Origin of the sequence: Flavobacterium selenitireducens (assembly GCF_014748335.1) — a bacterium.
Lineage (GTDB): Bacteria > Bacteroidota > Bacteroidia > Flavobacteriales > Flavobacteriaceae > Flavobacterium > Flavobacterium selenitireducens.
The window spans coordinates 110,170-123,296 of record NZ_JAAVIY010000005.1 but is presented as its reverse complement, the minus strand read 5'-3'; the positions used below and the strand labels follow the sequence as shown (position 1 = coordinate 123,296).

Below are 13,127 nucleotides of genomic sequence, written 5' to 3'. Positions count from 1 at the left end.
CGTTACGGTGGGATGTTTTTTTTACGGCCGCTTGACGCGTTTGTTTTTTGTCTTCTTTTCTTTTACGCCACCTTTTCCGACCAGGACGGCCACGGTTTTTCCTCTTTTGTCCGACACGAATTCGAACGTTCGGTCCGGGTTGTCTTTTCGAAAAAACAGCGTAGGCGATTCCGCGACCAGTTCAGCCTTTGTTTCGCCCAGGTAGAGTTTTCCGTTTTCAAGAACGATTTTCACCGATCCGTATTCGCCGGCAAAACGTTCGAGTTTGGTTGGTTGTTCCGACGCCGCGAGGTGCACATACGGAAGGTCGACGGGCAGTCCAAAAACAATGGCGGACAGCGCATATCCGACAATATGGGATTCCGAGCCGTTATTGGAAAGCACCGCCACAAACACGTCGTCATCCGGATAACGGTCAAAAGTAGTCATGACGCCGATAAAACCGCCGCTGTGCGTACGCAAGGAATGGCCGTGGTTATAATAAGGGTCGACAAAAATCCCATATCCATATGTGTCGAAAAAGCCGCCGTCAGGCAATTTTTTAGTGTAGGCCGTCTCCATAAGCTTCTTTGACGATTTTGTCAGCACAGCTTCTCCATAAAGTGCGCGATCCAAACGATACAGGTCGCGTGCGGTCGCGTAGGCGCCGTCGTGCCCCACGTTGAGATTCCAGTCGATAAACGGATTTTTGAGATATATCCCGTTCTCTTTATAGTAAATTTCCGCCTTTCGATTGACGATCGAATCATTGTTGCAAACGCCACTGTCAGTCATTCCTGCCGGATCGAAAACAGTGCGCTTCAAAAACGCGGCATACGTCGTTCCTGAGGCTTTTTCAATGATCTGCCCAAGCAGGTAATAACCGATATTGCTATACGCGCGTGAGGATCCGGGCTCGAAAAGATAGGGCTTTCGCATCATCGCCGACAAAGCGGAATCTCCTGAGACGCCTCCGGAATTCACGTAGAGCTCATCAAAATCGAGAGGCAACCCGGCGGTATGCGTCAGCATCATATGGATGTTGACCTTGTCTGACTTCGGATAACCCGGAAAGAAGCGCTCCAATTTGTCCTCGACCGAAAGCTTACCCTGCTCCACCAATTTCATGATTGCGATCGCGGTAAAATACTTGGTTATCGAGGCCAGGACGAACTTCGTGTCGGGCGTGTTGGCGACGTTCCATTCCTGGTTCGCATGTCCAAAGGCTTTTTCGAGCAACACGTTGTCCTTTTTCATCACGAGCACCGATCCGCTGAAACCGTTGATTGCCGATTGCCTGTCCATGTAATCGAGCAACCTGGATTCGATTTGGCAGAAGCCGATCAACGGAAGTAAAAATATGGCGACGGTATATTTCATAGTGCTTATTGTTTGCGCGGATGGAACGCGTTCATTACTTGAGTAAGATGCTTGCGGTCCAAATGGACGTAAATTTCCGTAGTCGTGATCGACTCATGGCCCAACATCAATTGAATGGACCGCAAATCGGCACCGTTTTCGAGCAAATGCGTGGCAAACGAGTGCCGGAACGTGTGTGGGCTGATTTTTTTGCCAAGATCGATCTTGTCGGCCAAATCCCTGATAATCGTAAACACCATAGCGCGTGTCAGACCTTTGCCGCGACGGTTGAGGAAAAGCGTATCCTCGTGACCTTTTTGTATCGCCAGGCGGTTGCGCACGGAACCCGTGTAGATCTCGATGTATCGGCGCGTCACATCACCAATCGGGACGAACCGCTGCTTGCTTCCTTTTCCCGTCACGCGAATGAAACCTTCGTCGAAAAAGAGGTCGGACAATTTCAACGCAATGAGTTCCGATACGCGAAGACCACATCCGTAAAGGGTTTCAAGCATGGTGCGGTTGCGTTCGCCTTCATTTGACGAGAGATCGATCGCCCCGATGAGTCGGTCAATGTCGGAGAGCGACAACGTATCGGGCAATTTACGTCCGATTTTGGGCGTTTCGAGCAATTCCATCGGACTCGTATCCCGGAAATCCTCGAAGATAAGGTAGCCGAAAAAGCTTTTAAGACCCGATATGATGCGTGCCTGCGACCTTGCGTTGACTTGTTTTGAAATGTCGTAAATAAATTGCTGGACGACCTCCTCGCCTATCTTGACGGGACTCACGTCGATTTTGCTGCTTTCGAGAAACGCGGAAAGGCGGTTAATGTCGAAAACGTAATTGGCGATGGTATTGTCTGACAAGCCGCGCTCGATCTTAAGATAAGATCGAAAGTTTTTGATATAGGGCGCCCAGTTCTGCATCATCAAATAAACAAAAACAAATGCAATGTGAAGAAACGGATGTAAGCATAATCCGCCAATTATCATTTATTCAATATTTACTTACAGAATTCCCACATCGATAAATAATTGTTACACAATAACTTTATTTGTTGCAAAATTGTCACGTTTTCGACAAAATCGCACCGTTAAAAAAATGTGAATTAAGAGTTTGTTAGGTATCACAGAAAGACAAGCCGTCTAATTTTGGCATCAAATAACCCATTAAACTCAACAGTCATGAAATCATTGAAAATCTTAGTAACTGGCCTACTATTCTTTGGAGCGTCTGCCGTGCATGCGCAAAACGAAGCTGACAACTCAACCGACAGAACGCCGAGCATCGGTATCAAAGGTGGTGTGAATTTTGCCAACCTTATCGGAAACGACCTTGACGACCAACGTTCAAGAACGAACTTCCACGCTGGTATCGTCGGAGAACTTCCGGTAGCCGACATCTTCTCGCTACAAGCCGAGGTCCTTTATTCAGGACAAGGTGTTAAAGCCAAAATCCCGGCGGGTGGAATCCTTGGAGGATCTGACGATGTGGAATACCAATTGGACTACATCAACGTACCGGTACTTGCGAAATTCTACATCACGAAAGGGCTAAGTGTTGAAGCTGGTCCTCAGTTTGACTTCCTTGTCAACGAAGAGTATGACTTCAACCCGGATTCAGATCCAGGAGACGTCGAAACTGACAATGCCGAAAAATTCGGATTTGGCGTAGCAGGTGGTCTTACCTTCCAAACTGAAATGGGATTGTTCGCCTCAGGTCGTTACACTTACGGATTTACTGATGTAATCGAAGATGCCGATATCCACAACTCCGTGTTCCAGATCAGTATCGGTTATAAGTTCTAACCAGATAACGAAACACCAAAACAACAAAAAGCCTCCCAACATGGGGGGCTTTTCGCATTCTACTCAACTCTTAACTTTAAAAGCGGTAACCCGCCCCGACCATAAAGCTAGCCGTATGCCAGTCAATACCGTTGATGTCGCTTATGTTGACCAAACCAGCATTGAAGCGGGCATCTACGAAAAGTCCGAACGGAAACTCGTAGGCCGCACCTCCGGTAAGCGCAACGTCAATTTTCTTGAAAGCATCTTCTGCATCGTCTTCTGCGGCAAGCATCGCCCCGAACGTAGGACCTGCCTCCAACGCAAGATTCTGTATGATGTAATATTTCGCCAGCACAGGAATTCTCGCATATACGAGGTTAACCTCATCGGCACCTTCGCTGGTAAACAACAATTCCGGTTGCAGGTGGAAGTTTCCGGCGATCGGCAAATCTACGGCTCCGCCTATATATCCGCCAATTTTGGAATCAAAGCCGTATTCGTCTACGCCGTCTCCATAATCATCTCCGGAAATCGTACTGTGCAGCAATCCGGCTTTCACGCCAAACTTAATCTGGTCCGATTGTGCGCTTGCGAAACCAAATGTGAGCATCGCGGCGCCAAGAAGAATTTTTTTCATTTCGTTCTGTTTTAAGTTAGTACAGTAAAGTTAGAACGCAGGCTGTTGCGATTGTCCGGCGCTTTTTTCACTTATCAACAATTTTATGAACTTAGAATGCAACAATTGTTAATAAGCAAAAAAAAAAGCCTCCCGTGTGGAAGGCCTTTGTTGATCGTTGGGGAACGCTTAGAATTTGTAAACCAATCCGAGGTTGATTTCTCTAAGGTTAACACCGATTTCAAACGTATCGGTAGATTCGCCTCCGTCAGGTTCAACCGTCGTAAAGCCCAAAGCTCCGATTGAAGCTTCCAAAGCAAAGTTTTTCGAGATAAAGTAGCTCACACCCGGACGCAATGCCACGTTGAAACCGTCCACTTTGTTCTCAGGCGCACCTTCCGGCTCCTGTTTTCCCGTCGCATAATCGAAGCCCAACTGACCGAAGAACGAGAAATCGTTAGCCGGAGTAGCATAGTAACGGGCGAACGCGCCAATAGTGAATAGGTTTGTGTCGACATCGCCATCTACAGGATTTTCTTCCTTGGTCGTCATATAACCGACGTTAAGCCCAACTGCGATGTTGTTGGACACGAAATAACCCGCCGACGGAGCGATCGTAAACTCATTTGTCTTGAAGTCGCCAGTTTTCTCGCTTGAGAAACCAACAGTTCCCGTCATAAAGACATCTCCTTTGGAAAAACCTTTTCCATCGGTAGTCGTAGCGTCTTGGGCAGATGCGATTCCGAAAGCCATTAGAGCCGCAACTGAGAACAATACTTTTTTCATCTTCTTGTTTGTTTTAAGTTATGACCGCAAAGTTAAACAGTCATTTTTGTAGGCTTTTTTGCCATAAATCGCACTTATAAACAACTTTATCAACATTTTCGTTAAGAATTGTTTATCGAGTCACCGAAGTAAAATGCAACATTTGAGAAAAGCTGTATAAAATAGCCTGACCGACTGAGCGTTACATTTACCAACCTAAACAACCTTATCATGAAAAGCAAAATCGTATTCGCGCTGGTCTTTTTCGCCGGCATGTTCAGTGGTCAGGCGCAGTTCCTGAAATTCGGTATCAAGGCCGGGCCCAACTTCGCTAATTTCAGCGGAGGCGTGAGCGGCATCGACTACACTTCGCGTACAAGTTTTCACGCAGGTGTCCTGCTACAGATCAAACCTTTTGAAAACCTTGCCATCCAGCCTGAGGTACTTTATTCGTCCCAGGGGGCGGATGTTGAAGGCGTGGGTGATTTCAATCTCGACTACATATCTGTGCCGATCATGGCGCGCTTTTTTGTTGTTTCAGACCGGTTGAGCATCGACGTAGGCCCGCAATTCTCGTTTCTTGTCGACGATGCCGAGTTGGTGTTTGACGAGGTTTCCGGCGATGCAGACTCGGAATCTTTTGACTTTGCCGCAGCCGGTGGCGTTACGCTCAACATTTACGAAGGCCTTTTCGTTTCCGGCCGCTACTCGATCGGTTTGACCGAAGCTTCCAAAGAGGCAGAAGTCAAGAATGCCGTTTTCCAGCTGTCGCTAGGTTACACTTTCTGATAAATCGCACGAACCAACAGCCATCTTCTTTTTGCGGATGGCTTTTTTATTGGCCGACTATTGCTAATTTTACGATTACAGCCCAAAGGGCGAATTGAACGCAAGTCAAATTCCACGCATGAAAATCATCGTAATAAATGGCCCGAACCTTAATCTGTTGGGCAAGCGCGAAACCGATATTTACGGCCACCACAGTTTCGAAGACTATTTTGAGGTGCTCAAAGGCAAGTTTACCGACGTCGACCTGACCTATTTCCAAAGCAACCTTGAAGGCGAAATCATCGGCAAAATCCAGGAAACTGGCTTTTCCTATGACGGCATCGTGTTGAACGCCGCCGCTTACACCCATACTTCGGTAGGGATCGGGGACGCGGTCAAGGCCGTCACGACACCCGTTGTGGAAGTGCATATATCGAACACTATCGCCCGTGAAGCATTCCGCCACCATTCGTTCATAGCGCCGAACGCAAAAGGCGTCGTTTTGGGCTTCGGTCTCAAAAGCTACGATTTGGCCATCCAATCTTTTATTTTAGAATGAGACTGTTTTTTACGCTGTTTTTAGCGTTCGCCGGATGCATGTCGTTCGCCCAGATTCGCGGCACGATCACAGACGACAAAGGCGCAACACTACCTCTTGTCAACATTTATGTAGAAAACACTTACAACAGCACAACATCCAACGACCAGGGAAAATACGAGCTCAACATCCGCAAACCCGGGAAATACAGTATTTTGTTTCAATTTTTGGGATTCAAGACCCAAAGGCGCGAGATAACGATCGACACATTTCCGTATGAATTGAACGTGTCGATGCCGGAAGAAAGTTTCGCGCTCCAGGAAGTCGTAATCAATTCCAAGGACAATCCGGCAGACCGCATCATCCGCAGCGCTATCGCTAACAAGAAGGCCAATTCCGCAAAAACGGCCCGCTACAAAGCCGATTTTTATTCCCGTGGTATTTTCCGAATCAAAGACGCGCCAAAAGCGGTGTTAGGCCAAAAATTGGACATGTTCGACGAAGTGCTCGACTCCACGCGCAGCGGCATTTTGTATTTGTCGGAAACCGTTTCAAAGGTCGTCTACCAAAAACCGGATAAACTAAAAGAAACGATCATCGCATCCAAAGTCAGCGGGAACGACAATGGGTTTAGCTTCAACAACGCGGCTTCGGCCAATTTTGACGTTTACGACAACAATCTCCCGTTTTACATCAACATCGTCTCCCCGATTTCTGACGCCGCTTTCGGATACTACAAATTCAAGCTCGAAGCCACTTTCGTGGACGAGAATAACCATCTGATCAACAAAATCAAAGTAACGCCGCGACGTCCGTTGGAACCCGTGGCCGAGGGTTATATCTACATCGTCGACGACAGTTACGCCGTCTATGCCTGCGAGCTCAACATCACCGGCCAAAGCATGCAGAATCCCGCCGTAAACCTGCTGACGCTCAAACAGACGTTTACGTTCAATACGCAAAACAATCTTTGGGTCAAGACGGCCCAGACGATCGACCTCAAAGCGGGACTTCTCGGAATCAACGTCGACGGACGTTTTACCTACGTGTTCAACAATTTCGAATTCCAGGAAAAGTTTGAAAAAAACACGTTCACGCGCGAGGTATTGACTGTTGTGGAAGGCGCCAATAAAAAAGACGATTCGTTTTGGGAAAACATACGCCCTATCCCGTTGACGGTCGAAGAAACCAACGATTACATCAAAAAAGACGCGCTCCAGGCGAAAAAAAAATCGCGGTCCTATCTCGATTCCATTGACGCAAAGTCGAATAAATTCAAGCCTTGGAACGCATTGACGGGTTACACCTATAAAAACTCATATCGCGAATGGCAACTCGGTTACGAAGGCGTCCTGAAAGGTTTCAGTTTCAATACCGTCCAGGGTTATACGCTCAAAACAGGATTGAACTGGCTCCGGAATCGCGAAGAGAAGCGCACGTTCACATCGGCCTCGGTCAATGTCACCTACGGAATTTCCGAAGACAAACCCAGGGCGACAGCCACCTTTACCCATCTTTTCAACCGGATGACCGACGCCACGATCCGGGTTTCCGGCGGAAGCCTCGCGGCCCAGTTCAATCCGTCAAATCCGATCGGTCCGCTCGTAAATACGATCAGTTCGCTTTTGTTCACGGACAATTATATGAAGCTCTACGAACGGGATTTCGTCAACGTGAGCTATTCCCAGGAAATCGTCAACGGAATTACGATGACGGCCGCAATCGATTATTCCGAACGCAAACCGCTCTGGAACAACGCCAACCATGTTTATGTGGATGAAAATCGCGATCATTACACGTCGAACAATCCGTTGCTACCAGATGATTTTACGACTCCGGCCATTGTCAAACACAACGTTTTCAAGACGGGCTTGTATGCCCGGATCGTATTTGCCCAGGAATATTGGACGCGGCCCGATGGGAAGGTCAAAATCGGGAATGATAAATATCCTACGGTAAATCTCGGTTGGGAAAAAGGCATCGGAAATGAAAGCCGTTATGGGTTCGACCATGTTTTCGGAAACATCCGCTACGAAAAAACGCTGGGCAACAAAGGGAGTTTCGAGACGATTATAAAGGCCGGGAAATTTTTCGATGCCGAAGGTATTTCGTTCGTCGATTACAAGCACTTCAACGGCAACCAGACGCATATAGGGAAAAACGACCGCTACCTCTACGGGTTCAACCTTTTACCGTATTACTCACAAAGCACGAATGACAGTTATCTCGAAATCCACGCCGAGCACAACGATAAGGGTTTCCTGATGAACAAAATTCCGCTTTTGAACCAATTGCGCACGACGCTCGTCTTGGGATACCACAATCTTTGCGTACCGGACCGCAATCCGTATCACGAATTTTCGGTTGGGCTTGACAACCTTGGAATCGGGAAATTCAGGTTGATGCGCATCGATTATTTTCGATCCTACCAACACGGATTTAAAGGAGACGGCGTGATTTTCGGCCTCAAATTTCTTAACTTGTTCGAATAAAACGACAACTTTATGAGCGATTTCAAACCCAGGAACTACAATTCGCTTTCGCCTTATATCATGGTGGAAGGCGCCCAAAAATTTTCAGATTTTGCGCAAGCCGTTTTCGGGGCCGAAGAGTTGCGCAAGTTCGAGCGTGAAGATGGCTCGATCATGCATCTCGAAATCCGGATCGATGACACTGTTGTGATGGTTTCGGATGCGACCGACGATTATCCGGCCAACGCGAACATTCTGCATGTCTATGTTCCCGATGCCGATGCGACCTATAAAAAGGCGATCGATTTCGGCTGTGAAGCGCTTGAGGCTCCGGAAAACAAGGAAGGCGATCCTGATAAAAGGGGCGCATTTCTCGACTTTGCAGGGAATTATTGGTCGGTGAGTACACAGGTTTAAGCCACTTTCGCTTTTTATGGAAAATCGAGGTGCCACCGTCGTCATCACGCATCATGTCGTGGAAGGAAAAGAATCGTCATATGAGGCGTGGCTCGATGAGATCGGCCCGGTTTGCAGGCGTTCCGAGGGAAACATCGACTGGCAGGTCATCCGTCCGATCCCGGGCCTGACTTTTCGGTTTACGGTAATCATCAGGTTCGATACGATCGAAAATCTTAAAAAGTGGATGACATCAAGCGAGCGCAGGGAACTTATTGAAAAAGCCAAGCCGATTCTGGCTAAAGACGACGACTATTACATCAATTCAGGTTTGGATTTCCTGTTCCGGCCTGAAAGTGCTTCAGTTAAACCGCCGCTGCGCTGGAAGCAATATTTGGTCACCTGGTCGGCTATTTACCCGCTTTCTATTGCAGTTCCTGTCTTGCTATTCCCGGTATTGGATTATTTGGGGATTCGCTTCAACCGCTATTCCGACGGGTTTTTCCTATCCGGGACGATCGTTTTTATCATGGTGTATTGGTTGATGCCAAACTACACCAGACTCATAAAGAAGTGGTTGTACCGATGATTGGGATTTGGTTTGGGCTTTGGGTTTTGATGAGTAAGGTTAGTGCAGATTGGGTCGAGTTTGTGCGTGGCGGAGGGCGGCGGACTTAATGGGATTTTAACAAAAGGTATAGGAAATCTGTATTTGGCGTATTTGGGATCCGTGTATTTTTACGGGTGGGTGGTGGCGGCTTTTTTCCGAGTCGAAAATGTAGGAATTATCGATAAAAAAATCCGGAAGCCAACGCTCCCGGATGCTTTTTCAAACGGTTATCCTTGTTTTTATATTAGTCGACTCGTTCAATTTTGGCCCCGAGCGCTCGCAACCGTTCGTCTATGCTCTCGTATCCGCGGTCAATTTGCTCAATGTTCTGGATCACGCTCGTCCCTTTTGCGGACAAAGCGGCAATCAGCAATGAAATCCCGGCGCGAATATCCGGAGAGGACATCGTGGTTGCCTTCAATACCGATTTGAAATCATGCCCGATGACGATGGCGCGGTGAGGATCGCAAAGAATGATTTTCGCTCCCATGTCAATCAATTTGTCCACGAAGAACAAACGGCTTTCAAACATTTTTTGGTGAATCAGCACATCCCCTTTTGCCTGCGTCGCCGTGACCAGGATGATGCTCAGCAAATCAGGAGTGAATCCCGGCCAGGGTGCGTCTGCTATAGTTAGGATCGACCCGTCAATATCTGTCTTGACTTCGTACGATTCCTGTGTCGGAATAAAGATATCGTCTCCTTTTCTTTCCAGCGTGATTCCAAGCTTTCGAAAAACGCTCGGAATAACACCCAAGTTTTCCCAGCTAACATTCTTGATCGTGATTTCGGAGCGCGTCATGGCGGCCAATCCTATCCAGGATCCGATTTCGATCATGTCCGGCAAAATCCTGTGTTCGCATCCAGCGAGGCTTTCAACGCCTTCGATCGTAAGTAAATTCGATCCGACGCCCGTAATTTTCGCGCCCATCGAATTCAGCATTTTGCAAAGTTGTTGCAGATACGGTTCGCAGGCGGCGTTGTAAATTGTAGTTACGCCCTTCGCCAACACGGCGGCCATGACGATATTCGCAGTTCCGGTAACCGAAGCTTCGTCGAGCAACATATCGGCACCGATCAAGCCTTGCTCGGCTTTTTCAACGCCATAGAAATGATCCTCGCGGTTGTAGCGGAATTTCGCGCCGAGATTGATGAAGCCTTCAAAGTGAGTGTCAAGACGACGGCGTCCGATCTTGTCGCCACCCGGTTTTGGGATGTACCCTTTCCCGAAACGCGCCAATAACGGCCCTACGATCATGATTGAGCCGCGCAACGACCCGCCTTCTTTGCGAAATGCATCGGTTTCGAGATAGCCCACATTGACTTCGTCAGATTGGAACGTGACCGATCCTTTTTCGTTCCTCGTAATCTTCACGCCAAGATTGCCCAACAACGTGATGAGCTTGTTGACGTCGATGATGTCTGGAATATTGGTAATCGTTACTTTTTCAGGAGTGAGCAAAACGGCGCACAATATCTGCAACGCCTCGTTTTTGGCTCCTTGTGGAGTGACATCTCCTTTTAGGCGAACGCCGCCTTCAATTTTAAAAACGCCCATTTCTTAGTTTTTGTTTCGAGTCCGGAGTCATAGGTTTTGAGTTTTATGTCGCGTCGAGGAAGTCAAATTCATTGAAACTTTAAGACGCAAAACCCGGCTCTAATGACTAATTTTTTTTCTTAAACGGTTTCTTGTTATTGTTCTGATTTTTTTTCTGGTATTGCGGCTGTTGTTGCGGCTGCTGATTGAGCTTGTTAGAGGTTTTCTTGTTCGTGCGCATGATCTCGGTCGTGCCCAACAATTCCTCCCGGCTTTCGATAAGATTGATCGTTCCGTTTGACATTTCGTACAAATGCTCGAAAATCACCGCATCCGTCACAGTATCCTTATTCCAGCTTAGGTAAGACTTTTTCATGTGGTTGGCGATCACCTTGATAAGCGCATCCTTGAGTTCACTGTCTTCCCAACTGATGGCGACATTGATCATGTATTGGATGTTGTTGCCGTAAAACCGGTATTTCGGGAAATTTTGCGGATACGCCAGCGGGTCGGGCCTCAAACGCAACACCTCGCGAGACGGTATCGGGTAAGGCGAGTCGACCTCAATCCTGAAGTCGCTCATGATGAACAACTGATCCCAAAGTTTGTGCTGGAAATCGGGCACGTCCCGCAAATGCGGATTCAACGAACCCATGACCTGGATGATGTATTTGGCCGCCTTGTTCCGCTCGTTCCTGTCTTCGATGGCGGTTGCCTGGTCGATCAATTTTTGCAGATGGCGTCCGTATTCCGGGATGATCAGCGGCGTGCGCTCGGCGTTGTACTCCAAATTGAACACCACGTCTCCGGGTTTTTCTCTTTCGTATTTCATATTATAGGGACACGATTCCTTCTATCGTGGAAACTTTGAGGTATTGGTTAATGATGCTCTGTGCATCTGGCATGACGACGTTCACCGAAAGGCTCGTATATTTTCCCGTCTTCGATTTTGTCGTCTCGATCACCGCTCCCATCCCGTTGAACGCAGCCTCGACGGCGTCAATTTTTTCAGGGCTTGTCGGGACGATAAATTTGTAAAGGTATTCGACGGGCCATTTCTCGGTCGTGTTGTTGAGTTCGTTGCGCAGCCTGTCGTAGAATTCTTCGCTTTTTTGATCCATCGGAAGTAAATAAAAAGCAAATATAATGGACAATCTGCAATCGGCAATTTTCCAGTGGGTTAATAGTTATATTTTAGTTGATGATTTGTTGATTTTATTCGTCCGCAGCCCATAACGTTCGCCGCGACTCGAGTGTCGATTGTTGATCTTGTTCAGGCGTGGCATTGCTCACTCTTTTTGACGGTGACTTTGAAGAATGTTGCGGAAGTGCAGGTCGCACCAATCCCGGAAATGTTTGTGTTAGGAAAAAGCTATTTATACGACTTAGGCTTACCGCTAGACGAAGTAGTGTCTTTGGACCATTGCGGCCCCGATCGAAGCGGAAAGCCCACAGCCAAAACCGACATTTTTTTGCTTGCCCGGGCCGCGACCGAAGGAAGCGCGCTTGGGCGAGTTCAAAAAAGTTGGTTTGGCGAGGACTTGCAGCGCAGAGCGGGAATTGCCGCCCAAAAAAAGAAGAAATCGGTAGAAGCGCTTACGCGCCCACCCATCGCAAATATACCAACCAAAAAAACACACCCTCGACACCTTTTCCGTACTTTCTGTTAAAATCACTCACGCTTTTTCCGTTTGACCTTCGTTCGCCTTTCACTTAATCTTTCTCCTTTTTACTATCTTCGCGCCCTATGAAACAAATCGTCGTCATCATAGGCGGGCCAGGTTCCGGCAAAACAACCCTCATCGACCATCTCACGGCGATGGGCCATCGTTGCTATCCCGAAATTTCGAGGGAGGTGACGCTTGAGGCCAAGAAAAACGGAGTCGAGCAACTGTTTCTCGAAAACCCTTTGTTGTTCAGCGAATTGCTGTTGGAAGGGCGCAAAAAACAATTCCGGCTCGCGCATGACGAGACGTGCGAGGTAGTATTCATCGACCGCGGCATTCCGGACGTCCTGGCATATATGCACTACATCGGCGATAGTTATCCCGCCGCGTTCGACCAGGCGTGCCACGACCACAAATACCACAAAATTTTCCTGCTCCCGCCCTGGAAGGAAATATACCAGAGCGACAATGAGCGTTACGAAAACTGGGAACAGGCCAAACTCATACACGGGCATTTGGTGGAAACCTATTCAAAATACGGTTACGACCTCATCGAGGTCCCGAAGGACACGGTGGAAAATCGGGTCGCTTATATTTTGGAGCGGCTTTAGCATTTTGTACAGTTTTT

Annotated in this window: 14 protein-coding genes; 7 read left to right on the top strand and 7 right to left on the bottom strand. The window is 47.8% G+C overall.

Annotation, left to right across the window (positions count from 1 at the left end; all coding sequences use genetic code 11):
• Nucleotides 1-21: 21 nt before the first annotated feature.
• Nucleotides 22-1,359 (bottom strand): serine hydrolase domain-containing protein, encoded by a 1,338-nt coding sequence (locus HC229_RS09680; RefSeq protein WP_191020284.1) that lies wholly within the window; start codon nt 1,357-1,359, stop codon nt 22-24.
• Between the two features lie 5 nt (nt 1,360-1,364).
• Nucleotides 1,365-2,267: a site-specific tyrosine recombinase gene (locus HC229_RS09675; protein WP_191020393.1), complete on the bottom strand. Its 903-nt coding sequence runs from the start codon at nt 2,265-2,267 to the stop codon at nt 1,365-1,367.
• A 258-nt stretch (nt 2,268-2,525) separates the two neighbouring features.
• Here HC229_RS09675 and HC229_RS09670 point away from each other — a divergent pair, with 258 nt between their 5' ends.
• Nucleotides 2,526-3,149: a porin family protein gene (locus HC229_RS09670; protein ID WP_191020283.1), complete on the top strand. Its 624-nt coding sequence runs from the start codon at nt 2,526-2,528 to the stop codon at nt 3,147-3,149.
• A 76-nt stretch (nt 3,150-3,225) separates the two neighbouring features.
• On the opposite strand, the gene HC229_RS09665 is transcribed toward HC229_RS09670, so the two are convergent.
• Both HC229_RS09665 and HC229_RS09660 read right to left on the bottom strand, forming a co-directional pair.
• Nucleotides 3,226-3,768 (bottom strand): porin family protein, encoded by a 543-nt coding sequence (locus tag HC229_RS09665; RefSeq protein ID WP_191020282.1) that lies wholly within the window; start codon nt 3,766-3,768, stop codon nt 3,226-3,228.
• A gap of 168 nt (nt 3,769-3,936) precedes the next feature.
• Complete coding sequence (locus HC229_RS09660; RefSeq protein WP_191020281.1) at nt 3,937-4,533, bottom strand: outer membrane beta-barrel protein; 597 nt, start codon at nt 4,531-4,533, stop codon at nt 3,937-3,939.
• 210 nt (nt 4,534-4,743) lie between these two features.
• Here HC229_RS09660 and HC229_RS09655 point away from each other — a divergent pair, with 210 nt between their 5' ends.
• The 5 genes from HC229_RS09655 to HC229_RS09635 all read left to right on the top strand — a co-directional run bounded on the left by HC229_RS09655 (nt 4,744) and on the right by HC229_RS09635 (nt 9,274).
• Nucleotides 4,744-5,301 carry a porin family protein gene (locus HC229_RS09655; protein WP_191020280.1) on the top strand — a complete coding sequence of 186 codons (558 nt, stop codon included), beginning with the start codon at nt 4,744-4,746 and terminating at the stop codon, nt 5,299-5,301.
• Between the two features lie 118 nt (nt 5,302-5,419).
• Nucleotides 5,420-5,839 carry a type II 3-dehydroquinate dehydratase gene (aroQ, locus tag HC229_RS09650; protein WP_191020279.1) on the top strand — a complete coding sequence of 140 codons (420 nt, stop codon included), beginning with the start codon at nt 5,420-5,422 and terminating at the stop codon, nt 5,837-5,839.
• Complete coding sequence (locus HC229_RS09645) at nt 5,836-8,310, top strand: DUF5686 and carboxypeptidase regulatory-like domain-containing protein (protein WP_191020278.1); 2,475 nt, start codon at nt 5,836-5,838, stop codon at nt 8,308-8,310. The genes aroQ and HC229_RS09645 overlap by 4 nt, the downstream gene beginning before the upstream one ends.
• A gap of 12 nt (nt 8,311-8,322) precedes the next feature.
• Nucleotides 8,323-8,706, top strand: a complete 384-nt coding sequence (locus HC229_RS09640) for a VOC family protein (RefSeq protein ID WP_191020277.1) — start codon at nt 8,323-8,325, stop codon at nt 8,704-8,706.
• A 16-nt stretch (nt 8,707-8,722) separates the two neighbouring features.
• Nucleotides 8,723-9,274 carry an antibiotic biosynthesis monooxygenase gene (locus HC229_RS09635; protein WP_191020276.1) on the top strand — a complete coding sequence of 184 codons (552 nt, stop codon included), beginning with the start codon at nt 8,723-8,725 and terminating at the stop codon, nt 9,272-9,274.
• A gap of 265 nt (nt 9,275-9,539) precedes the next feature.
• Here the strand turns inward: HC229_RS09635 and murA are convergent, their stop codons facing one another.
• The 3 genes from murA to HC229_RS09620 form a co-directional block, all read right to left on the bottom strand.
• Nucleotides 9,540-10,853: a UDP-N-acetylglucosamine 1-carboxyvinyltransferase gene (gene murA / locus HC229_RS09630; protein ID WP_191020275.1), complete on the bottom strand. Its 1,314-nt coding sequence runs from the start codon at nt 10,851-10,853 to the stop codon at nt 9,540-9,542.
• A gap of 106 nt (nt 10,854-10,959) precedes the next feature.
• On the bottom strand, nt 10,960-11,664 hold the full coding sequence (locus HC229_RS09625) for a DUF4290 domain-containing protein (RefSeq protein ID WP_191020274.1): 705 nt from the start codon (nt 11,662-11,664) through the stop codon (nt 10,960-10,962).
• A 1-nt stretch (nt 11,665) separates the two neighbouring features.
• Entirely contained in the window at nt 11,666-11,953 is a 288-nt protein-coding gene (locus HC229_RS09620) for a DUF493 family protein (protein WP_191020273.1), read from the bottom strand.
• A gap of 626 nt (nt 11,954-12,579) precedes the next feature.
• On the opposite strand from HC229_RS09620, the gene HC229_RS09615 reads away from it, so the two are divergent.
• Nucleotides 12,580-13,110 carry an AAA family ATPase gene (locus tag HC229_RS09615; protein WP_191020272.1) on the top strand — a complete coding sequence of 177 codons (531 nt, stop codon included), beginning with the start codon at nt 12,580-12,582 and terminating at the stop codon, nt 13,108-13,110.
• The last annotated feature ends 17 nt before the right edge of the window (nt 13,111-13,127 follow it).

Coding starts and splice junctions, on each gene's coding strand:
- HC229_RS09675 (WP_191020393.1), bottom strand. CDS start 2,267: ATGCAGAACTGGGCGCCCTATATCAAAAACTTTCGATCTTATCTTAAG.
- HC229_RS09645 (WP_191020278.1), top strand. CDS start 5,836: ATGAGACTGTTTTTTACGCTGTTTTTAGCGTTCGCCGGATGCATGTCG.
- HC229_RS09625 (WP_191020274.1), bottom strand. CDS start 11,664: ATGAAATACGAAAGAGAAAAACCCGGAGACGTGGTGTTCAATTTGGAG.
- HC229_RS09665 (WP_191020282.1), bottom strand. CDS start 3,768: ATGAAAAAAATTCTTCTTGGCGCCGCGATGCTCACATTTGGTTTCGCA.
- HC229_RS09670 (WP_191020283.1), top strand. CDS start 2,526: ATGAAATCATTGAAAATCTTAGTAACTGGCCTACTATTCTTTGGAGCG.
- HC229_RS09640 (WP_191020277.1), top strand. CDS start 8,323: ATGAGCGATTTCAAACCCAGGAACTACAATTCGCTTTCGCCTTATATC.
- murA (WP_191020275.1), bottom strand. CDS start 10,853: ATGGGCGTTTTTAAAATTGAAGGCGGCGTTCGCCTAAAAGGAGATGTC.
- aroQ (WP_191020279.1), top strand. CDS start 5,420: ATGAAAATCATCGTAATAAATGGCCCGAACCTTAATCTGTTGGGCAAG.
- HC229_RS09620 (WP_191020273.1), bottom strand. CDS start 11,953: ATGGATCAAAAAAGCGAAGAATTCTACGACAGGCTGCGCAACGAACTC.
- HC229_RS09655 (WP_191020280.1), top strand. CDS start 4,744: ATGAAAAGCAAAATCGTATTCGCGCTGGTCTTTTTCGCCGGCATGTTC.
- HC229_RS09660 (WP_191020281.1), bottom strand. CDS start 4,533: ATGAAAAAAGTATTGTTCTCAGTTGCGGCTCTAATGGCTTTCGGAATC.
- HC229_RS09680 (WP_191020284.1), bottom strand. CDS start 1,359: ATGAAATATACCGTCGCCATATTTTTACTTCCGTTGATCGGCTTCTGC.
- HC229_RS09635 (WP_191020276.1), top strand. CDS start 8,723: ATGGAAAATCGAGGTGCCACCGTCGTCATCACGCATCATGTCGTGGAA.
- HC229_RS09615 (WP_191020272.1), top strand. CDS start 12,580: ATGAAACAAATCGTCGTCATCATAGGCGGGCCAGGTTCCGGCAAAACA.